Annotated in this window: 19 protein-coding genes; 9 read left to right on the top strand and 10 right to left on the bottom strand. The window is 51.1% G+C overall.

The window, feature by feature from the left end; genetic code table 11:
• Window positions 1-40 precede the first annotated feature (40 nt).
• From nadD to gmd, 10 genes are all read right to left on the bottom strand, one after another.
• Window positions 41-613, bottom strand: a complete 573-nt coding sequence (gene nadD, locus QET40_RS03330; protein WP_280125760.1) for a nicotinate (nicotinamide) nucleotide adenylyltransferase — start codon at window positions 611-613, stop codon at window positions 41-43.
• Between the two features lie 12 nt (window positions 614-625).
• Window positions 626-1297, bottom strand: a complete 672-nt coding sequence (locus tag QET40_RS03335; RefSeq protein ID WP_280125761.1) for a M23 family metallopeptidase — start codon at window positions 1295-1297, stop codon at window positions 626-628.
• A gap of 73 nt (window positions 1298-1370) precedes the next feature.
• Window positions 1371-2138, bottom strand: coding sequence for a tRNA pseudouridine(38-40) synthase TruA (gene truA / locus QET40_RS03340; RefSeq protein ID WP_280125762.1), 768 nt, complete (start codon window positions 2136-2138; stop codon window positions 1371-1373).
• A 23-nt stretch (window positions 2139-2161) separates the two neighbouring features.
• Complete coding sequence (locus QET40_RS03345) at window positions 2162-2518, bottom strand: arsenate reductase family protein (protein ID WP_280125763.1); 357 nt, start codon at window positions 2516-2518, stop codon at window positions 2162-2164.
• A gap of 77 nt (window positions 2519-2595) precedes the next feature.
• The gene (gene ruvX, locus QET40_RS03350) at window positions 2596-3006 is read right to left on the bottom strand and encodes a Holliday junction resolvase RuvX (RefSeq protein WP_280125764.1); all 411 of its coding nucleotides are present in this window, start codon (window positions 3004-3006) and stop codon (window positions 2596-2598) included.
• 9 nt (window positions 3007-3015) lie between these two features.
• Window positions 3016-4077, bottom strand: coding sequence for a sugar phosphate nucleotidyltransferase (locus QET40_RS03355; RefSeq protein WP_280125765.1), 1062 nt, complete (start codon window positions 4075-4077; stop codon window positions 3016-3018).
• Between the two features lie 27 nt (window positions 4078-4104).
• A complete protein-coding gene (locus tag QET40_RS03360) occupies window positions 4105-4827 on the bottom strand; it encodes an isoprenyl transferase (RefSeq protein ID WP_280125766.1) in 723 nt (240 codons plus the stop codon).
• Window positions 4828-4865: 38 nt separating this feature from the next.
• A complete protein-coding gene (locus QET40_RS03365; RefSeq protein WP_280125767.1) occupies window positions 4866-6707 on the bottom strand; it encodes a DNA topoisomerase IV subunit B in 1842 nt (613 codons plus the stop codon).
• A 128-nt stretch (window positions 6708-6835) separates the two neighbouring features.
• The gene (locus QET40_RS03370; RefSeq protein WP_280125768.1) at window positions 6836-7906 is read right to left on the bottom strand and encodes a GDP-L-fucose synthase; all 1071 of its coding nucleotides are present in this window, start codon (window positions 7904-7906) and stop codon (window positions 6836-6838) included.
• A 12-nt stretch (window positions 7907-7918) separates the two neighbouring features.
• Window positions 7919-8986 carry a GDP-mannose 4,6-dehydratase gene (gmd, locus tag QET40_RS03375; protein ID WP_280125769.1) on the bottom strand — a complete coding sequence of 356 codons (1068 nt, stop codon included), beginning with the start codon at window positions 8984-8986 and terminating at the stop codon, window positions 7919-7921.
• 336 nt (window positions 8987-9322) lie between these two features.
• Between gmd and ispE the strand changes: the two genes are divergently transcribed.
• The 9 genes from ispE to QET40_RS03420 all read left to right on the top strand — a co-directional run bounded on the left by ispE (window position 9323) and on the right by QET40_RS03420 (window position 22847).
• Window positions 9323-10186: a 4-(cytidine 5'-diphospho)-2-C-methyl-D-erythritol kinase gene (gene ispE, locus QET40_RS03380; RefSeq protein ID WP_280125770.1), complete on the top strand. Its 864-nt coding sequence runs from the start codon at window positions 9323-9325 to the stop codon at window positions 10184-10186.
• A 23-nt stretch (window positions 10187-10209) separates the two neighbouring features.
• Window positions 10210-10746 carry a hypothetical protein gene (locus QET40_RS03385; protein ID WP_280125771.1) on the top strand — a complete coding sequence of 179 codons (537 nt, stop codon included), beginning with the start codon at window positions 10210-10212 and terminating at the stop codon, window positions 10744-10746.
• A 14-nt stretch (window positions 10747-10760) separates the two neighbouring features.
• Complete coding sequence (locus tag QET40_RS03390) at window positions 10761-12752, top strand: helicase C-terminal domain-containing protein (protein WP_280125772.1); 1992 nt, start codon at window positions 10761-10763, stop codon at window positions 12750-12752.
• A 168-nt stretch (window positions 12753-12920) separates the two neighbouring features.
• Window positions 12921-13850: an alpha-1,2-fucosyltransferase gene (locus tag QET40_RS03395; protein WP_280125773.1), complete on the top strand. Its 930-nt coding sequence runs from the start codon at window positions 12921-12923 to the stop codon at window positions 13848-13850.
• 722 nt (window positions 13851-14572) lie between these two features.
• Window positions 14573-14848 carry an SEL1-like repeat protein gene (locus QET40_RS03400; RefSeq protein WP_280125774.1) on the top strand — a complete coding sequence of 92 codons (276 nt, stop codon included), beginning with the start codon at window positions 14573-14575 and terminating at the stop codon, window positions 14846-14848.
• Window positions 14849-16005: 1157 nt separating this feature from the next.
• Window positions 16006-16857, top strand: a complete 852-nt coding sequence (locus QET40_RS03405) for a hypothetical protein (RefSeq protein ID WP_280125775.1) — start codon at window positions 16006-16008, stop codon at window positions 16855-16857.
• A complete protein-coding gene (locus tag QET40_RS03410) occupies window positions 16857-18848 on the top strand; it encodes an SEL1-like repeat protein (RefSeq protein WP_280125776.1) in 1992 nt (663 codons plus the stop codon). The genes QET40_RS03405 and QET40_RS03410 overlap by 1 nt, the downstream gene beginning before the upstream one ends.
• Window positions 18849-18876: 28 nt before the next feature.
• Window positions 18877-20847: a hypothetical protein gene (locus QET40_RS03415; RefSeq protein WP_280125777.1), complete on the top strand. Its 1971-nt coding sequence runs from the start codon at window positions 18877-18879 to the stop codon at window positions 20845-20847.
• A gap of 23 nt (window positions 20848-20870) precedes the next feature.
• Window positions 20871-22847 carry a hypothetical protein gene (locus QET40_RS03420; RefSeq protein WP_280125778.1) on the top strand — a complete coding sequence of 659 codons (1977 nt, stop codon included), beginning with the start codon at window positions 20871-20873 and terminating at the stop codon, window positions 22845-22847.
• Window positions 22848-22852: the final 5 nt, after the last annotated feature.

Consider the following 22852-nt stretch of genomic DNA (forward strand, 5'->3'; position numbering starts at 1 on the left):
TGTTCGGGAGATTCCGTCAAGCGAGCTTGAAGGGAACGTGTTAACAGACGGCGTACAAGTGTTCGCGAAGGATGTATTCCAGAACATCAGGGGAGAGCCATCCCTCCGGCGGGAGCCGATGCCCGGCGAGATCCTGGCGGATTTTCGTAGAGGATGCCGGATGGTAACCGTCGATAAAGGCAGCCTGCACGCGTGAGCGGGGTTGGGGGATTGTTCCGCGGTGGTGAACGATCGGGGTGACCAGAGAAACAAAGTGTTGCCAGTTGTTCCATTTTTCAAGGTCTGTCCATTGATCCGTCCCCATGAGCCAGAAAAGACGGGCACCCGGATTTTGGAGAGAGAAGTGTTCGGCGAGCCGCCAGGACCAGGACGGAGGGGGCAGGGAAAGATCCGTTGCGTCGACTTCGGCCCAGGGGAGATATGCCGTTGCCAGACGGAGCATATCCATGCGCTGGTCTCCGGTGGCATCCGGGGTGTCTGTTTTCAGAGGAGAGAGGGAGCAGGGCAGAAAAATGACTTTGTCCAGGGAACAAGCTTCAACGGCTTTGGCAGCAATGGCTAAATGCCCCGCATGAACGGGATCGAAGGATCCTCCGAAAAGACAGATATTCATCTCCGGTAGAATTTACATACCTTCCGTACCTTTATAGGGAAGGAAGGTGCCGATGGGAACGCGAGCCATCCGTCGTTCGACTGGCAGACGACGAAACCGCTTAATGAAGGCTGAAAGATCCCCGTAGTTCTGAGCCGTTTTCGGGATGCCCTGCTGTCCGCAATTGACACTGATATTGAAATGGAGTTCGGCGTGGAGGTGGGCTGCGTACATACCTCGGTTATTTCCGATTGTGCCTACTTGAGTGCTACGGAGGACGAGTTGCCCGAGAATGACGTTGATATCTTGAAGGTGGGCGTAAAGAGTCTGACAGCAAAGAACCTTGCCTGATTTCGGATCGCGGAAGGCATGGCGGACAATGACGACCTTACCCCAGGCTCCTCTGGCATCTGCAGCATAGGTGACGACTCCATGACCGACGGAATAGACGGGATCTCCCAAGTCACTGTCCCCTTTACCTATTCCGTTCCAATCTTCTCCGAGATGGCGGGGACTTTTCAAACGCAGTCCGCGGGAACGGTAATATCCATCGGCATTGGGTTTTCCGACAGGGAAGTCAAAGCCATCGCAAAGAGGGACATAAGCCCATTCGTTGGTTCTTTTTGCCATGAAGACGGCTTCCGCTTCCGGTGTGAAAAAGGCACCGAAAACCAGAATAAGGATATAGAGTAGAAACCGAGACATGCAGGACTATGGAAAATTATTCTAAAGAGACCCTGGTAATCATCAAGTCCAATCGGCGCGAACAGACACAATTTCACTCTTCTCCGTAGTAAACCTGCATGAGGTACAAGCCGTCCGGCGGAGCGCAAAGCGGGCTTTTGTCTCCTGTGGCCGGAGTGTTGAGGAGACGTTTGAATTCTTGTCGCGTGATTTTTCCGACTGCAGCAGTGTAGAGTCCCCCGATCATAAGCCTCACCATTTTGTACAGGAATCCACTGCCTGTGAATGTCAGCGTTAGGCAATCTTCCTCTTTGGAAAAGGATGTTTTGTAAATGGTGCGGACGAAGTAGCTGTCCGGCAGGGGAGTCGGTTCGTTGCCCCGAAGGGCGGCGAAGGCGCGGAAGTCGTGTTCTCCTTGCAACAGGCCGAGGCAGTCTTCCATAACGGATTCGTCCATGGGACGCGGGCAATGCCAGATGAGGCCCGGCTCGAATGGATTCAGGAAGGGAGTTCTCCGTATCTTGTAGCAGTATGTTTTGCTTGTTGCGCTGAACCGGGCATGGAAGTCGTCTGGTACATACCGGGCGTCCAGAATTCTAATGGTATGCGGGAGGCGGGCATTGAGTGCCGCAGGCCATCGGTTTTCCGGGATGGAGGCTCGCTCCGTCTCAATGTGGAAGACCTGTCCCCAGGCGTGGACTCCTGCATCCGTTCTGCCGGAACCGTGGACGGTGATCGGACTGCCCAGAGCGATGGCTAGAGCCTGCTGCAGGGTTGCCTGGACGGTAGGCGCATTGGGCTGAATTTGCCAGCCGGCGTAGGGACGTCCATCGTAAGCAACGGTGAAGCGGATGCGGGGCATGTCGGAAGGCCGGGGAAGAGAGATTAGATGAGGCTTTCCCATTCCTTGGGCTTGAAGCCGACGAGGATACGGGAATTGCTGACGACCAGGGGGCGTTTGACAAGCATGCCGTTGGTGCTTAGGAGGTCGAGCTGTTCGTCTTCCGTCATGGAGGGGAGCTTGTCTTTCAGTCCCATACTTTTGTAAAGAAGCCCGCTCGTATTGAAGAATTTTTTCAGGGGAAGGCCGCTTTGGAAGAACCAGGCTGCAAGTTCGTCACGTTTCGGGCGGTTTTCGACGATATGGCGATCTTCGTAAGCGATGCAGTGGTCATCCAGCCACTGTTTTGCTTTCTGGCAGGTTGAGCACTTGGGGTATTCGATGAAAAGGAGCTGTTTCACGTCCATCATGCTATCAGCGGGCGAATACGGGGAAAAGTGAAAAGAAGGTTCGTTGCCGCAATGATGAAGGTTCTCATTTAGTAACCCATCCAGGCGTTGAGGATTTCGACGGCAGCGGCCTGGTCGATGATTTGGCGCTGGTTTTTCGCCTTTTTTCCCGCCTGTCGCAGTTTTGTTTGTGCGGCAACGGTAGTCAAGCATTCATCGACATAGACAAGCGGGATGTCTGGGATGAGAGATTGAAGCTGATCTCCGAACGCTCTCACTTTGGAGGCGGCGGTTCCTTCTGTGCCGTCCATCCGGACGGGAAGTCCGAGTACGAGGGTTCGTGCCTGTTTGATACGTGCGAGTTCAGCAATGCGCTCCATCGGTTTGCTCCGGGTTTGCTGGACGGTTTCTACCGGATAGGCGAGAATGCCTTCCGGATCCGTGGCGGCAATGCCGATGCGGGCGTCTCCGTAATCAATTCCGAGGGCTGGGTGTTGCATGGAGGGGGATCAGAGAAGTTGCTGGGGAAGTTGTTCCACAATTTTTTTGATAGAATCCGCCTGGTGTTTGTTAGCGACGAGGATGGCATCTCCGGTATCGACAACGATAAGGTCTTTGACGCCTAGAAGAGCGACGGTTTTACCCTTGTCCGTGGTGAAGACGATGTTGCCCGAACTGTTTCTGGGAATGATGGGGGCGTTGGTTGCATTACCTGTTTTTTGGGGCAGATAGGAAGCGACGGATATCCAGGAACCGACGTCATCCCAATCGAATGCGGCTTCAAAGGTCAGCACGCGTTCCGCTTTTTCCATCAGGGCAAAATCAATGGAAATGGGGACGAGTCCGGGGAATTGGGCTTGGATCAGTCTCTCTTTGGAACTGGCCGTCGTTAACGAGGCGATGAACGTTGCAAGCTGAGGACAGTGCCGTGCCAGTTCCTGCCGGATGGTGGGAACCGACCAGACAAACATGCCGGCATTCCAAAGAAATCCCCCGCGGGCGAGGTAGTCGCGTGCCGTTTCTTCATCGGGTTTTTCACGGAACTGTTTGACGGTACGGCATGTTTTGGTCAGGAAGGGCGCGGTTGCCTGTTCTCCGGTTTCGATGTAACCGTACGAGGGGCAGGGCCATGTCGGCTTGATGCCGACGGTGATCAGGACGGGCTCGCGGGAGGCCATCATGAGGGCTTCTTTCATCAACCCGCGGAAGGAAACTTCGTCACGGATTAATTGGTCGGAGGGAATAACCATCATGCAGGCTTCCGGATCCCGGGAAGCAATGAGGCCGATGCCCAAGGCAATGGCCGGCGCCGTATCGCGGCGGCAAGGTTCGGCGATGATGTGATCCTGAGGGATGCCGGGGAGCTGGTTCCGGACTTCTTCGAGCTGGAGCTCGTTGGTGAGGATGAAGATTTTGTCCTGGTCTACGAGTCCCTGGAGGCGGTTGACCGCCTGTTGGAGCATGCTCGTGTCTTCGAGTAGATTCAGGAGTTGTTTGGGGCGGGAATTACGGGAGAGAGGCCAAAAGCGCGTGCCGCTGCCGCCAGCCAGAATCAGGGCGTAGTTATTCATGGAATATTGGTAGGATACAGTCGGGAATCAAACGCCGCCGAAACGGCGCTGCCTGCCGGCATAGTCCCGGAGGGCTTCAAAAAAATCTTCTTTAGTGAAATCCGGCCAGAGCGTGTCAGTAACGTGAATCTCGGAATAGCTGATTTGCCAGAGGAGAAAATTGGAAATGCGGTTTTCTCCGGATGTACGGATCAATAAGTCGGGATCCGGCATGCCGGACGTGTAGAGGTGGGAGCAGAAAAGTTCTTCGGTGATGTCGGATGGGTCCAGCTTGCCGTTCCGGGATTCTTCGGCGATTTTTCGAACAGCTCGGAGGATTTCCGCGCGGGAACCGTAGGAGAGGGCCAGAACGAGGTTGAGAGATGTATTGCCGGCTGTCTGGTCGATGGTATTCTGAAGCAATATGCTGGTTTTCTCTGGAAGGCGGGACAAATCTCCGATGGCGTGGAGGCGGATGTCCTTGGACATGAGTGTTTTGATTTCCTTTTTCAAGAATTCGTGCAGAAGGTGCATGAGTGCTTCTACTTCAACGCGCGGCCGGCACCAATTCTCTGAGGAAAAGGCGTACAAAGTCAACCAGGGGATCCCGGCTTCCAGGCAGGAATCAAGAATCCGATTGACGGCATCCGCTCCGGCTCTGTGACCTTTATGACGCATCATTCCTCTGCTTTTGGCCCATCGTCCGTTTCCATCCATAATACAGGCGACATGCCGGGGGAGGGGAGAAGGGATTGGAAGACGGTTGTCCATGAGGGTAAGGAACAGGGGGCTTAGGAAGAAGGGGGAGATCAGGCACCGACGGGATCGGATTCTACACGCAGGTTGCGGACGATGAAGTCCTGTCTATCCTGTGTGTTTTTGCCCATGTAGAACAACAATGTCTGTTTGATGGAGTGGGAGTCTTCCAGCCGGACTTTATCCAGCCGGATGTCTTCTCCGATAAAATATTTGAACTCTGACGGCGAAATTTCCCCCAGTCCCTTGAACCGGGTGATTTCCGGGTTGCGGCCCAGCTGTGCGATGGCTGTTTCCCGTTCTTCGTCTGTGTAGCAATAGCGGGTCGTTTGTTTGTTGCGGACGCGGAACAAGGGAGTCTGCAGGATATAGAGATGGCCTTCGCGTAGGAGTTCCGGGAAGAACTGGATGAAGAAGGTCATGAGCAGCAAACGGATGTGCATGCCGTCTACATCGGCGTCGGTAGCGATGACGACGCGGTTGTAGCGGAGGTCATCCAAGCCGTTCTCAATGTTGAGCGCGTGCTGGAGAAGGTTGAATTCCTCGTTTTCGTATACGACTTTCCGGGTCAGTCCGAAGGAGTTGAGAGGCTTGCCCCGCAGGGAGAAAACGGCCTGGATTTCCGCATCGCGGGCGGTGGTGATGGAGCCGGATGCGGAGTCGCCTTCCGTAATGAAGAGAGTTGTCTCTTCCGCCCTTTTGTGCTTGGTATCGTAGTGGACTCGGCAGTCTCGCAACTTTTTATTGTGGATTTTCGCTTTTTTGGCACGTTCCCGAGCAAGTTTCTGGATACCGGAGAGATCCTTGCGTTCTCGTTCGGCATCTTTGATCTTGTTTTCGATAGCCTTGGCCGTATCCGGGTTTTTATGGAGATAGTTATCGAGTTCGTGTGAGATGAAGTTGCCGACAAAGGTCCGGATGGTTTCGCCTCCCGGCGAGATGGTGTTGGACCCGAGTTTGGTTTTCGTCTGGGATTCGAAGACGGGTTCCGTAACTTTGATTGAGATAGCAGCAACGATGGACGAGCGGATATCGCTCGCTTCGTAGTTTTTGTGGAAGAAGTCCCGGAAGGTTTTGACGATGGCTTCGCGGAAGGCCGCCTGGTGGGTTCCTCCCTGTGTGGTGTGCTGACCGTTGACGAAAGAGTAGTATTCTTCCCCATATTGTCCTCCGTGGGTGAAGGCGACTTCGATGTCGGGGCCGGACAGGTGGATGATGGGGTAGAGCGGTTCGTCGCTCATGGCTTCTTCCAAAAGGTCGAGCAGGCCGTTTTTGGATGTGAACTTTTTGCCGTTGAGGATGAGGGATAAACCAGTATTGAGATAACTGTAGTAGCGGCACATTTTTTCCACATATTCCATGCGGATGTTGGTGCCGACGGGAAATGTGGTGGTGTCGACGCGGAAGGCGACGCGTGTACCGTCCGGTTCGTCTGTGGGGCCTTCCTTACTGGCTTCGGGGATTTCTTCTCCTAGAGAAAACTGGAAGGAACGCGTTTCTCCGTCCCGGTAGGCCTGGATTTCGAAGAATGAGGAGAGAGCGTTGACTGCTTTGATGCCGACACCATTGAGGCCGACTGATTTTTTGAAGGCTTCACTGTCGTATTTGGCTCCGGTGTTGATTTGGGAGGCGCAGTCGAAGAGTTTGCCCAGAGGGATACCGCGTCCGAAGTCCCGGACTTCGCAGGTGCCGTCCGGAGAGATGTCGATGGTGATTTTCTTGCCGAACCCCATGACGAATTCGTCGATGGAGTTGTCGAGAACTTCCTTGAGAAGAACGTAAATGCCATCGTCGGGGGAGGAACCATCGCCCAGTTTGCCGATGTACATGCCGGGGCGCAACCGGATATGTTCCTTCCAGTCGAGTGTGCGAATGCTGTCTTCGTTATAGGCCATGAATTACGTAATGGGATGGCTGAATATATCTGTAAGACTTGGCATTGAGAAGCAAAATCACTGTCCGCCGGGATGGAACGAAATAAAAAAAACAAGCCGTTTCCCTGCTCTTTCGACAAACGAAGGAATCAGTTGTCCAGATACCATCGGCAAAGTCTCCGGATGCCTTCCTCTATGTCAACAGTATGGCACCACCCGAGATGATGGAGTTTTGAAACATCCGTTAACTTGCGCATGGTGCCATCCGGTTTGGATGAATCGAAAATGATTTCACCTGTGTATCCGAGAGTTTGGGAGATGAGACCGGAGAGTTGCTGAATAGTGATTTCATGGCCGGAGCCAATGTTGATGTGGCAGTTGCGGATTTCTGTACGACCGGAAGCCAGATCGGGGAAATCGATATGCTCCATGATGTAGACGCAGGCGTCCGCCATGTCTTCGCTCCAGAGGAATTCGCGGAGGGGGGAACCCGTTCCCCACAATTGGAGTGTTCCGGGAGTGATACCATGGGCGGCAAGAGCCTGGAGGATGTCCGATTCGGAGGATTGTCCGGTAACGCCGTTGACGGGGCGTTTGTCCAGATCATGCTTGACTGCATCCCTGTCGCCTTTGTCCAGGCATCGTGCAAGATGGATTTTACGTATCATTGCCGGTAGAACGTGGCTTCGTTCCAGATCGAAATTATCATGAGGCCCGTAGAGGTTGGTCGGCATGACTGCCAGGTAGTTGGTACCGTACTGGATATTGAAGCTTTCGCACATTTTCAGCCCTGCGATTTTGGCGATGGCATAGGGTTCGTTGGTGTATTCCAGAGGTGACGTGAGCAAGGCATCTTCGCGGATAGGTTGTTCCGCATGCCGGGGATAGATACAGGTACTACCTAGGAAAAGGAGCTTTTTGACATTCGTTCGGAAGCTTTCTCCGATGACGTTTTGCTGGATCTGCAGGTTGTTGTAGATGAAATCCGCCCGGTAGGTGCTATTGGCCATGATCCCTCCGACATAGGCGGCAGCCAGGAATACGTATTCGGGACGCTCCCGGAGGAAAAACTCCCTGACGGCGGAGGCATCCATCAGATCCAATTCGGCGTGGCTTTTTCCAACCAGGTTGGAGAACCCTTTTTGCCGGAGGTTATTCCAGATGGCGGAGCCGACCAGGCCACGATGCCCGGCAACGTAGATTTTACTGTCTTTGTCCATGGTTTCGGAGGCTTAGACGCGTTGCTGGCGTGCGACAAAATCCATGTCGTGATTCATCATGATGCGAACCAATTCTTCAAACGAGGTCTTCCTGGGATTCCATCCCAAGAGCGTTTTTGCCTTGGTGGGGTCTCCCAGGAGTTGTTCCACTTCCGCCGGTCGGAAATACTTCGGATCGACTTCGATGAGGATTCTTCCTGTGGCCCGGTCGATACCCTGTTCGGGGATTCCTTCCCCGATCCACGCCAGGTCGATACCGGCTTCGCGGAAGGCGAGTGTACAGAATTCCCGGACGCTGTGCATTTCTCCCGTGGCGATGACGAAGTCCTCCGGGTCATCGTGCTGGAGCATTAGCCACATGCATTCGACGTAATCTTTGGCGTAACCCCAGTCGCGTTTGGCATCCAGGTTTCCCATGTAGAGTTTTTCCTGCAATCCCTGGGCAATACGGCTTGCCGCGAGTGTGATTTTACGGGTGACGAATGTTTCCCCTCGACGTTCGCTTTCGTGATTGAAGAGGATTCCGTTGACGGCGAACATATTGTACGATTCCCGGTAGTTTTTTGTGATCCAGAAGCCGTATTGCTTGGCGACGCCGTAGGGGGACCGGGGATAGAAGGGAGTCGTTTCCTTTTGCGGCACTTCCTGGACGAGGCCGAAGAGTTCCGAGGTGGATGCCTGGTAGATTCTTGTCTTGTCTGCCATGCCGAGCATGCGGATAGCTTCCAGCATGCGGAGCGTGCCGATGGCATCTGCTTCCGCGGTGTATTCCGGAACGTCAAAGCTGACTTTTACGTGGCTTTGAGCGGCCAGGTTGTAGATTTCGTCCGGCTGGATGGATTGGATGATGCGAATGAGGGAGCTGGAGTCGGTCATGTCGCCGTAATGAAGGTTGATGGCACGGTGGCGTTTCATGTCCCGAACCCATTCATTGAGATACATATGCTCAATGCGTCCCGTGTTGAAGGAGGACGAACGTCGCATGATCCCATGGATTTCGTAACCTTTTTCAAGAAGAAATTCCGCCAGGAACGATCCGTCCTGACCCGTGATGCCGGAGATGAGTGCTACTTTTTGCATGACTGATGGGGATGATGATTATTTTCTTGTTTGAAATTGTCAATAAGTTAAAAATATTTTTTTTTTGATAAAAACATAATAATAAGCATATTATGAAATAATCTTATTGTTTTTGAAAAATTGGACTTACGGGTATTTTTCTCGTAGTTTTTTCTGAGGAAGTATGAATAAGGCTTCATGTACGGTACATGTTTAGGAAAGGCGGAATACTCTGATTGTGAGCGTATGACATAGGTGTTTCCGTGTTGAGGAATAGATTGTCTTGGTGACGTTTTGTGGAGAATCTGCGTGCATTGCAGGCTTGACGGAAGCGTTGCGGGAGGTCAAACAAGAAGCATGTTCCGTTGCAAGGCCCCCTGTAAAATCAATCTATCCCTGCGAGTCCTGGGTAAGCGAGGGGACGGTTTCCATGCTGTTGACACGCTGATGGCACCGTTGCAACTGGCTGACGAACTTGCGTTCGAACATTCTTTGGGGGGAATGCGGCTCGTGTGCGATACGCCCGGTGTGCCGGTGGATGAATCCAACTTGGTGATGAAGGCTGCCCGCATGATGGAAAAGGAATTGGGGAGAACACTGAATTGGACGGTTTCTCTCATGAAAAACGTTCCCCACGGTGCGGGATTGGGAGGAGGCAGCAGTGATGCTGCTGCTGTGTTGATGGCGTTGAACCGTTTGGAAAACGCTGGAATGTCCGATGAACATCTCGTCGGGCTGGCGGGGGAATTGGGCTCCGATGTCGGATTTTTTGTTCTGAAATCAATATGCCGTTGTACAGGGCGTGGGGAAATTGTGGAAAAAGCATCGGCATCCGAGTGCGGTTTTTCCTCTCCCGTTCTTTTGTTGAAACCGTCCTTTGGAGTTTCCACTCCTGATGCATACAGGCGCTGGGCGTCTTCTTCATATTTGCCGGGGATACCGTATGGCCCTGTGGATTGGCAGGGGGTGGAGTTTGTTAATGATTTGGAACGTCCTGTTTTTGAGAAGTTTATATTCCTTGCCGAGGTGAAGCGTTGGCTGCTTGCTCGGGAGGGTGTGCGCGTGGCGATGATGTCCGGTTCAGGCTCGACAATGTTCGCCTTGGTGGATTCTGTAGAGCGGGGATGTGAGATCGCCGGGAAGGCTCTGGAAGAATTGGATCCTACGTTGTGGACATGGTGCGGAATGTGCGGTGCGGGCTGTGTTCTTGACTCCGAATGAGAAACAGGGTAGTTCCCATGGTTATGATCAAGGTTTTTTTCTGTATGTTGATGTTCGCCGGGCTCTCTCTGGCACAGGATGCCGCTTCCGCTCAGAAAGCGGCCCGCGAGTTGTCGGGCGCCGTGAAAACAGGTGACATGATGTGGATGGTGGAGAAAATGTATCCGGCGTTGAAAAACAAGCTGGCCCATAATCTCAACGGAGGAATGAAGGAATTGGAGGATACCTACCGCAAGATGGGCGAGACCATCAAGCAGCAGGGAATCAAGCTTGAGGCTTTCGATGTCATGTCTCCGGTCGGTGAATATTCCGTGAAGGGGAATACGGAGAAACTGGTTGTTCTTCCGACGCGCACGGTGGTTTCCGTCAAGAACCCCCAGACGGGACAAACGGTACGCGTGGAAAAAAAAGGATTCCTGTATGCCATTGCTAAAATCGGGACTGATGCCTGGTCGTTTATCGATGGTACGACGATTAATTTGAATGACTTGCGGAATCTGATCTACGATGTTCCGTTGAATATTGTTCAGCCGCCGGTTTCCCAGAAGATTCTTCCCTGATTTTTTCGTTTCCGGTGATCGGAATCCATGATGTTTTTTGCGGTGGGCCGACTGCCGGATTGGAGAAATACGTTCACGATGCCTTTTCTCCGAATGGGCTGTTCTCCGCAGCTCAGGATTTTGAGTACCGCCCGGAGCAGCAGCGGATGGCGGAGGCTGTCGCCCGGGCTCTGGTTACGGATTCTCCGTTGCTTGTAGAGGCCGGTACCGGCGTAGGCAAATCGCTGGGGTATTTGCTGCCTGCCCTTCGGTTTGCTTTGGACTATGACCGGAAGGCCATTATTTCAACCCATACGATTAATTTGCAGGAACAGCTGTTCGGCAAAGACATTCCTATTTTGAGGGATGCCTTGGGAGAGGATTTTTCCGCCGCTTTGCTGAAAGGGAGGCAGAATTACCTGTGCCATACTCGCCTGAGACGCGCCCTGCAGCAGACGGACGACTTGTTTTCATCTACGGAAACGGAAGAAGTCCGCCGTATCTACGAATTGTTCCGTGAGGGAAATTACACAAGCCTGAGCGATTTTAAATTCAAGCCTTCCCCGAAAGTTTGGTCGATGGTGTGCAGCGAACCCCATCTTTGTACGATGCGTAATTGCGGTCCGAATTGTCCGTATCAGGCTGCCCGCCGCATGGTTCAGGAAGCAAAGGTAGTTGTGTTGAACCATACGTTGTTTTTCGGCCTTCTGGGACAAGGCGATGAAGAGGAAGACGGACCGGGAGGATTCATCTATCCGGGAGATTTCGTCATCCTGGATGAAGCCCATACGATTGAAAATATTGCTGCCAGACAACTTGGCGTCCAGGTGTCGCAGGCTCAATTGAAGTACGAGTTGATGCGTCTTTTCAACCCTAAGACCAGAAAGGGGCTGCTCCGTCCGACTGGCAATGTGGGGCTGTTCACCTGTATTCAGGAGACGCTGGATGCCTGCGATCTCTTTTTTGAAAATGTCCGGCAGGATCTGGGTTTGGAAAACAAGTCCCGTCCCTTGCGGTTAATGACGCCGGATTGGTCCCAGGATCTCCTTAGTCTGCCTCTGGCTGAACTTGTAGTCGCCCTCAAAGAAGCGTCGGAAGAGATGGAAAGCGACATTTCAAAGGCTGAACTTCAGGATTACGCCATCAAGATGGAAGAGTACCGCGTTGCGTTGAAGAGCCTACTGGAACTAGGGGACGAAGATTCCGTCTATTGGGCTGAAAAGACCGGGATGGAAGGTAAGAATACGATTGTCAGTTCCGCTCCCGTTGAAGTGGCTGCCATCCTGAAGGAGAAATTGTTTTCCGTGGGAAGAGGCGTCGTGCTGACGTCTGCGACTCTCGGTACGGGCGATGCCGGGATGAAATATTTTGCCGGGCGTGTCGGCGCCGAAAATGTGGAAAGCGTGCAGATCGGCAGTCCTTTTGAGTACCGAGAACAAATGCGCCTGGTTATTGCCCGTTCGATGCCGGAGCCCGACCGTCCGGAATATGCCGAACAACTTCCCGGTTGGATTACCCGCTATCTGGATGAGTCGCAGGGGCGTGCATTTGTCCTGTTTACGAGTTACAGGCTGATGCGCGAGATTGCGGACAAGGTCGCGGCGTTTTGCGAATCCCGCGGCTGGCGCCTTCTGGTGCAGGGGCAGGGAATGAGCCGCGATGCCTTATTGCAGGAGTTCCGTCGCGATGTTCATAGTATCCTGTTTGGTACGGATAGTTTTTGGACAGGGGTTGATGTGCCTGGCGAAGCTCTTTCCAACGTGATCGTGACGCGTCTGCCGTTTGAAGTACCGGATCACCCTTTGGTGGAGTCCCGGTTCGAGCGTATTACTGCCCGCGGAGGCAATCCCTTCATGGAATATTCTGTTCCGGAGGCCATTCTCAAACTCCGGCAAGGTGTTGGAAGGCTGATTCGTACCAAAAAAGACAAAGGGATGGTCGTGATTCTTGATTCCCGGGTTTCGACGCGCCGGTACGGTCTCCGTTTCCTCAAGGCCTTGCCCGACGCTACCGTTGAATTTGTGTAAAGGTTTATCATCCGATGTTGCCGGGTGGCATTTTTTTTTTGTTCCATCTGTGAAGAAGCCGCTTATTCGTCCTGGTGGTTTTGACCGTGTTACACGTGTTGAATGTTCGGACGATTGGGGCATGTTGTGATTGGGTATGGTCGTGAACGGGCTATACCGGAATCAAGAATGATGAAAGAAGAAATTTATTCTACGCCAGCATGTCCGACCATATCGGGAAGTCTGAATTCAGAGAGGAAAGATGATCATGCCCCGGAGTCTTGTTTGTCGGAAAAGCTTTTAACTGTCAAATTGTACTGCGGTCTGGGCAACCAGCTTTTCCAACTTGCTTCCGGATTGGGGACAGCCTTGAAATTAAAGCGTCTGTTTGTTGTCCAGCCCGGCAATATATTTCACTCGCACCAGCACAGTACGGATGAGGCTGTCCGGCGTATCGTCCGGAGCCGTTTTATTCTTTGGAACAGGAAAGAAACGAGTACGTGCCGTATCGTACAGTTACACTCTAAACAATATATCGACATCCCGGACTGTGCTGAAAAACTGATTCTGATGGATGGGTATTGGCAAAATGTAGGATACTTTTCGAGTGACCTTGACTTCGTGGCCGAGCAATTTGCTTCTCTTGCGGCGGATACTCAGGAAACAGAAAGGATCGGACTCCATCTTCGGCTGGGTGATTATTGCAAATTAAGGAACCGTTTTCACCTGGTGACGCCGGATTACATTCGGCGTGCCGTGAGTTTTCAGTTGAAACGGGGAGCTTCACGCAGGGTGGATGTGTTTACCGACAGGGATTCCGTGGAGATGGCTTGCTGTCTTGTCGATCGCGCCTTACATGGGATGGGGATGGATATTCAAGTTGTTCGGGATGGCAGCGATCTGGATGATTTTGTTCGTTTGACTGCCTACGACCATTTGGTTGGGGCGCCCAGTACTTTCAGTTGGTGGGCATCGTTCCTGCACCGCTATGTATCGGACCGTCATACGGTGTGTTTTCCGAAACAGCTTTACAATCCTTCCTGCCATTTATCCGGCAATGAAGAAGGCTTTTACCGTGCCGCGACAAAGGGAGAATTACTGATTATTGACGATCAATAGGCGATCCTTTGTTTTTTCTCCCCTATTGGTACTCATGGATAAGATCGTGTCAGGAACTTTAAAATGTATTCAATTCGAAAAGATATGGTAGAGTGGGTGTTAAGGAGAGAAGGAATGAAGAAGACCGTGTTGTTTGCATCGATCGTTCTGCTGGGCGCGATATCGGGTATGGTGTGCTGGTTATGCCGGCCTCAATACGGCGATGGCTACTCGGAGAGGCAGAGGGAACTTTGGAACGAGAGGAGAGCTTTGTTCCCGGTATTCTGGCAATACGATGGCAGAGATACTCAATACGACGGTAAAAGTTCGGAGGTGTATGTATTCCTTGACATTCTGAGGAGTGGCGGCTTCCTCCCTGTCGAGAAAGAAGAATTTGAACAAACCATAAGGCGCGATAAAGTGCTGAGAAAGAAACAACTCGATCTGAGGGATTCTGAAAAAACGCCTTTTATGTTCGATTTGACAAGGGAACCGGACTTATCTTCTCTTCCTGCGGATAGGATATCGTCCCTGGAATGTTTGGAGCGGGCCAGGGGAGGAGATGCGGATTCCTGTCTTGCCATGGTTACCAATGTCTCGTCTTCCAAGTTGATTTTTGCTGATATATTGACTTGGAGGCAAACGCGCGATAGGGAGTATTGGCTATCCAGAGCGGAGTCATTGGGGAGGCCGGGAGCCTGTTTTTTGAAACAGTTGATTGCAGGCTCCAGGATGCCGCCAGAATGGGATTGCTACGTTTGCTTTGCCTTCACCAGGAATTCCCGGGACGGGATCCGAAGCTCGTTCCATCTCTATTGCGGGATTTGGAGCAATTGAAGGAGGCTTCCTGCCCATCCGATGTGGACTTTCTGTTTGGCCGTGTCTATGAGAATGGTATTGGTGTTCTCGTGGACAAGGAAAAGGCTCTTGAATATTACGATAAGGGGCAGGGGAACTCTACCGGTTGCGAAGAAGGCTGGAAACGGTTGCAAAAATCTGTTCATTCGGGAAAATCGTGATAGGGTGAATATTAATGTATTCCACAAAGAAGAAATTCATTCTTATCCTCTGCGGAGTGTTACTTGTCGCCGTGGCGGCGGGATGGCTGTTTTATGCCGATAGCCTGAGGTATGGGGATAGCTATTCCGAGCAACAACGGAGGTTGTGGAACGAGAGGAGACAGCTTTCTCCGGCTCTTTGGTCAATGTGGACGCTTGAGCTGAACTCAACCCGTTATCTGAACATGATTGCCCCAAAGGATGATGCCTCATGGACGGGTATTCGAGATCAAAAGAAGGCAAAGGATGAGGGATTGAAGAAGGAGCAGGTGGCGCTTCGGGATCGCGAGAAGCCCGTCTTTCAATGTACTCCCAGCTAGGAGTTGGATCTGGCTTCTCTACGGGCTTTTGAACTTTCCAGGAGGGAATGTTGGCAACGGGCGCAGGGGGGCGATGCTGATGCCTGCATGGTGATGGCATGGAGGTCTATCACGAATAATTCAGAAAATCTGCTTAGTTGGCGAAGTATGCGAGACTTGGATGCCTGGCTTTCCCGAGCGGAAGCATTGAAACGTCCCGGGGCGTTGTTCTTGAAGAACTTTTGCCGAATGATTCAAGTTGAATCCAGCAAACTGATTGAAAAGGATTCTCTTACCGGATATGGTTACTCGAATGTGGCTTGCCCGGATTATACGGGCTTGCCGGGTTATGGGGAATTTGAGGAGAGTATGCGTCAGGGGGATATCCTGCCTTACTTTTTGGTGCGGGACATTGTGTTTTGCCATAGACTGCCCGACCGGGATATCGACCTCCTGCGTGAGGGATTGAGACGGAAAGTGAAAACGGGTGATGTACAGGCGATGGAGGATTTGGCGGCTTTAGCCTTGGATCAGATCAATATTCATTGGGAGGAGGATATTTCATGGGAACTTGATCATTCTACCTGGAGTAGGTTTTTGGAGAGGAATATTCCGGGGAAGTGGCAGGAAGACGGGCGGAATATACTCGTTCGCATGGGGGTGTTGGATGTTGCGGACACATCAACGGTGCAAAATTACCGTGAGGGTGTCGAAAATGCACGGAGGGCTGCCCGATTGGGGAGTTTGGCAGGGATGTCCTATTGGCTGAGTTATGGACTTTGGAACCGGAATTTCTATTCCCGTGAGGATTGGGAGGATGTGTTCCGTTATTACCGTACGTTGATAGAGAAGGGCTATATGCCTTATCTCACAATATCCAGAGTCATGCAAGGTCCCAAGCTGGATCGTGAGATACTGGAGTGTTGTTATGGTTCCGATGCCGTGGGGAAAAGCTTGTTGGGGAAGCAGGATGCATTTATTCGAGGGGAAGAGATCTGGTTTCAAGATTTTTTAGAAGACGTTAAGAAAAACGGTGATGCAAAAAAGAAGCTGGCGGAATGGTGCTCCTGGCGGGGAAGTGACGTCGTATTGAGGCAGATTTTGCTTCAATTGATTCAGAACAACGCCTCATTTATTCCCGCAGATGTATCTGCTGTTTGTGCGGATAAGGTACAGGCTTTGGCTGATGAGGGAGACCCCTTCGGATTGTATGTTCTGGGTTGCATTTTGGAGGAGGGTATATGGAGAACCCGCGATTTGGGGAAAGCCTGGGATTGCTATGTGGAAGCGACGCGCAGGAGTTCAAACAAAGATTTAACGAATCTTTTTTACCGTGATTTTTGTGTAAATGGACATCTTTCAATGGCCAGATTGCCGGAGGCCGCGAAAATGGCGTTGATTTCTATGGCGATCAGACATCCCGAGTTTCCGGGCAGGAATCCTTCGTTTGTGTTTGATGTAACGGAAGATTTGTCAACATTGGTGAAATGGGATAAGCTTGGCGTCTTGTTGTACCTGATTGGGCGGGTGTATGAAGATGGCATTGGTATCCAGCCGGATAAAAAGAAGGCGATGGATTGTTACTCCCAAGGTAGAACATACGCTCCATGTAGTGAACGCTGGGAAAAGTTACAGGCGGAGTTTGCTCCTCCAGACCAGAAGGAAGAATAATGAACAGGAAAATGATCATCACAGTGTTTGCCCTCCTGCTGGCGGTGCTTGCAGGCGTGGGGCTGTGGTGGACTTCTTCGCCGGAGTACGGGGACAGTTATTCCGAGCAGCAGCGGAAGCTCTGGAATGAGCGCCGGGCGTTGTATCCGATGGCGTGGACATTTTGTAGACTGACTCCTGTGAATGATGATTATTTGGCAGCAATTTCCTCCTTGGATAAAGCCCGACTGGATGAGGTACTGGAGAAGAAAGGGGAGCAGGAACTTATCTTGAAACAACAGCAGAGATCTCTTTGCGAGAAGGAGAAGCCTCCTTGTGATCTGCTTGTTGGCATACCGGATGATATTTCTTCTTTGCGTGTGGATTGCATGACAGTACGCGAATGTCTTCAACGGGCTCAAGGCGGGGATGCCGATGCCTGCCTGGTGATGGCGTGGCATCAGATATGTTTTAACTACTGGAGGGACTATGGTTATGTGAGTAAGTATGGTTGGAGTTGGCGTCAGGCGCGGGATATGGATTTCTGGTTGGCGAAGGCGGAGTCATTGGGACGGCCTGGGACTCAATTCCTGCGACATTTCAGTGCCATGATGGCGAAGGAGATCAGGAAAAATTTAGACATAGCCCCTGGAAATGGATTTCTGGTATGGTCAAATCGGTGCCCTGACTATAAATACCTCCCTGGGTATAATGAATTCAGCCAATGTCTTCAAAATGGGGATTTGATGGTGTACAGGTTGATGCGAGGGATGTTGGGCAGTTTTAAGATGCCCGATCTTGAGGAATCTCGGATCAGAGAGGTTTTGCGATCTCGTGCGAAGACTGGTGATGTGACGAGTATGGAAAATATTGCATCGTTGCTTTTTGATTGTTCTCTGTACGCGCAAAGGGAAAATGTTTGCGAAGATCTCAAGCAATCATGGGGAATGAGGGTAGTGGGGGCATTTCCGGAAACCATGCAGAATAATGTTCGTGTGCTTCTCATGGATATTGGCTTGATTGATGCCGATTCGACGAAAGCGATGAAGGAGTTCCGGGAAGCGACCGAGTATGCACGTATGGCTGCCAAACAGGGGAGTTTAATGGGGATGGACTATTGGCTCCAGTGTGGTCAGTGGTGCATGAATTTCTGGACGAGAGAGGACTGGGAAGATGTGTTTCGCTATGATCGCATTCTGAGGGAACGCGGGTATGCACCGTATTTGTATGGGCGTGATTATTATCCTTCGCCAAGGCGTTTCGATGGTGAAATGATGGCCTCTTACTATTCTGCATCAGTCTTGGATGATGCCTGTACGCGCGCCATAAAGTCATTGAAGGTACGGGGAGATGTTTCGGTTGATGTCTTGAATTTGACGCATGGAACGACTCCTGATTCCGCCATACGGGAATTGGATGATATATTGATGGTTCATGGGAGCGATGCCGTTCTCAACCAAATGCTACTCCATAGGCATTATTGGAAAGCCTCCCCCGAAGTTGCTGCTATTTATGCCGAGAAGGTGAAGGAATGGGCTGATGAAGGGGATCCACTGGCTTGGCTTGTGCTGGGAAAATTGTACGAGGAGGGGAGATGGGTTACTCGGGATTTGGGAAAGGCTTGGAGTTGTTATGGGAAGGTGAAAAAGAATCTGGGACCATTCGGGATTAAGCCAATAAGTTTTTGGGATCCGGAGGACAAGAATAAGTATATCAGTAGCTGGCTGGAAAGAATGGGCATTGTGATGCAAGCGTCGATGATTGTGCGTTATCCCGATTTTCCAGGGAGAGATGAGGAGGTGGCTACTGCGTTTGCTTTGAATATGAGTGACAAGCATTTGTCGAAAACCGATGGGTTGATATGTTACATTCTGGGACGTATCTACGAAGATGGCATTGGAGTGCCCCCCGACAGGAAAAAAGCGCTGGAATATTATGCACGTGGCAGCTCGTATGCCGACAGTTCCGATGGCTATGATCGCCTGCAAAAATCCCAGGCGAAGTCCGAATGAAAACCCCATTCATGATGAAAGAGTATCAATGAAGAAGAAATCCATATTGATTTCCCTGTTGCTTCTGCTGGCAATGCTTGCAGGCGTGGTGCTGTGGCCTGCGGTTCCCGAGTATGGGGACAGCTATTCCGAGCAGCAGCGGAAGCTCTGGAATGAGCGCCGAGCTCTTTATCCGGCTGCTTGGAATATAATGATAGGGGATGTAAGGCCGGAGTATGCAGATGCTATTTGTACGATTACTCCCATGCGGAAAGAGGTACTGGAACATGTGCTGAGGCGGAAGAGAGAGGAAGATAATGCGTTGGCGTTACAGCAGGAAGACCTTCGTGACCGGGAGAAAGTGCCCTACCCGGAGATGGAGGTAAAACTGCCGGATACAGAATCCTTGCGTCTTGATGAGATCAGTATCCGAGAATGTCTGCAGCGAGCTCGAGGAGGTGATGCGGAAGCGTGCATGGTGATGGCGTGGAGAATGGGAGGGGGAGGCATGGTTCCGGAATTAGTTTGGAGTTGGAACCGGACACGGACGATCCATTACTGGCTGGACAAAGCGGAGTCATTGGGGCGTCCGGAGGCAAAGTTCTTGAAGAATTGTTCTTCCATTTATCAAAAGGAAATCAGAAAGAACCTTACTCGGTCAATGTCCGGATGCAGTTACACGACTCCATCAGGTTTCGATTACACGGTGCTCCCCGGATATGGAGATTTCATGGAATGTATACGGAACGGAGATGCGTCGGCGTACAGGATGATGAGGGATATCGTGTTTTCTGCCTCAATTCTTCCAAAAGAGAGGGATATTTTATGGAATGTTTTGCGGGAACGAGCGAAATCAGGTGATCTCAGGGCAATGGAGGATCTAGCGGCAATCGCTTTTGAAGGAGGACAGATAGATGAGTATAGCAGGGAGATCAAAAGAGAGATGAAAGCATCGTTATGCTCCAGAATAATCAAGTTGTTGCCGGGATTTGCGAGGGAAAGCGTTTGGCACGCATGTGTTGGCATGGGGGTGCTGGATGCCGAGGATACGGTTGCCATGCGCAACTTCCGTGAAGCGGCTGAATACGCTAGGCTGGGAGCCCGGAGGGGAAGTTTGGCGTGTATGAGTTCTTGGCTGGGGTATGGATTGAATGGTTTGGACTATTTTTCTCGTGAGGATTGGGAAGATGTATTCCGGTACAGTCGTTTGCTGGTGGAACACGGGTATGCTCCGTATATCTGCCGGCTCAATGTTCTGATATGTTTGGACAACTATAATGGGAAAATCCTGAATTATTATTATATAGATCAAAAGAATTGGAATGAGAGATTTGCCAGAGGACAACAATTATTCCAGGAACGGGTGACAGGCTATGATCTTTCTCCTTTGTATGTTGCAAAAAATGCTGAGGATATTGAAAAACAGTGGGATGATGCCGTTGCCGTATATGGAGCAGATCAGGTGTTGAGCTACTTGATGATGAGAACGGAGGAAATCCGTCCGGAATTGGCCGGCGCCTACATTGAAAAGGTTCGGCAGCAGGCGGATAAGGGAGATCCCTGTGCTGCTTTTGTGCAGGGATATTTGCTTGAACAGGAACGATTGCTGCATGTTGATCATGGAGAGGCATGGAGGTGCTATGAACGAGCATTGGAACGTGTAGATCCCAAGGATATGACATGTGTGCCTAATGTGGCGAATAAAAGAAGAAGTGGAAATTTCCTTGTTATGCTCCCGGAAGCTATCAGGATGGCAATGCTTTCCTTGTTGCTGGAACATCCGGAATTTCCGGGCAGAGATTTGAGCCGGGTGCCGGACCTTCTTCATGAACTGGAGGATTTTACGAAAGATGATTCTTCAGGTTCTCTTTGTTATTTGATGGGGAGGGTGTATGAGGATGGTATCGGGGTACCTGTCGATCTTTCCCAAGCTTTGAAATATTATGAACGAGGGAAGGATGATAATTCCCATTGTGCCGAACGTTGGGAAAAATTGCAGGCTTCCATTTCTGCAAAATAATCGTAGGATGATGAGAATTGGCGATGAGAAAGAAAATTGTCCGGATTATCGTTGTCTCTTTGCTTGCCATGGCTGCGGTTATGATCTGGTGGGCGACAGCACCAGAGTATGGGGATAGTTATTCCGAGCAACAACGGAAGCTGTGGAATGAGAGGCGGGCGTTGTATCCTCTTTCGTGGGGAAAAGAGCGGGGTTATGATTTATCAGACTGGACCGTGAGTTACCTGACGGGGAAGAACAGAGACGATGCCGAAAGTTTCGCGAAGCAGAAGGCAATAAGGAATAAAGAATTGGCTGCGGAACAGATGCAACTTCGCGACGCAGAGAAGCTGGATTTTCAGCTGGATCGGAATGTACCGTTGGATTTTTCATCTCTTCCCGCGAGTCAGGTGTCTGTTCGGGAGTGTCTGAAACGAACTCGGGGAGGTGATGCGGATGCCTGCCTGATGATGGCTTTCCACCTGGGTTGGAATGGTCTGACAAATCAGGAATTATTGTCGTGGGGGCGAGCGAGAGATGTATCATTCTGGCTGGGGCGGGCGGAAGACTTCAAGCGTCCGGGGACTCGTTTCCTGAGAAATTTCATGACGATGATTCTCCCGGAAAACCGGAAGAGGGAGGTCATTGGGAAAGGTAAGAGTACTGAGTATCCTTGCCCGGATTATACGGGACTTCCCGGTTATGCTGAATGGCAGCAATGCCTTCGGAATGGTGATTTGCTTGCGTACTATCTGTTCAAATTGCTTGCGGCAGATCATGTACTTCCGAAACGAGAGAAAAGCTTGTTGATGGAGGCGTTGCGGAAAAAGGCAAAATCAGGCGATGTCTCGGCGATGGAGAAGATGTGCTCTCTGGTTTTTGATCAGTATTTCGATATGGACTGGAGTCAGTATATTGATGATGAAATGATTAAAACGAGACTTGGCAAGATGATTGGCATGCTTCCTGATTCCATGAGGGAAAGCACCTTTCTTTCTTTTGTGCGTATGGGGATCGTATCTGCGGAGGATACCGAAACGATGCGCGAGTTCCGGGAAACTGCTGTGTATGCGCATGAGGCGGCCCGGCGCGGAAGCCTCGCTGGCATGTACTATTGGTTTCAATATGGGCAGGCGAGCCTGAATACGTATACGCGAGATGATTGGGAAGAAGTTTTTCTTTACCATCGCATGATGTTGGAACGTGGCTATATTCCTTTCATTTGGAATTGGGATAGAGGTTATAAATATCCATTGGAGAGGGAGCTGTTGGAATCCTATTATCCTCCCAAGACCTTGTTGGATGTCCATAATTGGGCTTTGACACGGTCTGGATTGAAAGATGAACTACCATGGAGGACGGATGTTCTTTTGCCGAAGACAAAACATAAGGACGAAGTTCTTCGATTGCTGGATGAACAGATTGCTTTGATGGGGGCGGATGCTGTCTTGTATGAAATGTTGAAAAATCCCAACTGTTGGAACGTGACTCACGAAGTTGCAGAGGCTTATGTGGTGAAGGTGAAGGAACTTGCCGGAGAGGGGGGGCCTTTGGCAAAGCTCGTTTTGGGCTATCTCTATGAGAATGGGCTGGGCGTATCGCGCGATTTGGTATTGGCGTGGAACTGTTATTCGGAGGCCAGGGATGCCGTGGGGATATTCGGATTAGAGTTGGTTCTTTATTGGGATCCAACCAGTGACGACAAATATCAACTCTATTATATGCAACTGGCCCCCTCAGTGCTTTTGCTTTCCCTAGGGGTGCGTTTTGCGGATTTTCCGGGCAGGGATGAAGCAAAATTGTATACGCTGGCTCGGGATTTGGATCAGTATTCGAAATCCGATCATGCGGGCAAATTGAATTACCTTCTCGGGCGTGTGTACGAGGATGGGATTGGTACGCCTGTTGATAAGGGGAGAGCACGGGAGTATTATAAACGGGGCAGGAGCAGTTATACAGGTTGTGCGGAACGATTGGAGAAATTGGGGGAAGACGAACTTGATTCTTCCGAACAAAATTGATGAAG

Origin of the sequence: Akkermansia sp. N21169 (assembly GCF_029854675.1) — a bacterium.
Lineage (GTDB): Bacteria > Verrucomicrobiota > Verrucomicrobiia > Verrucomicrobiales > Akkermansiaceae > Akkermansia.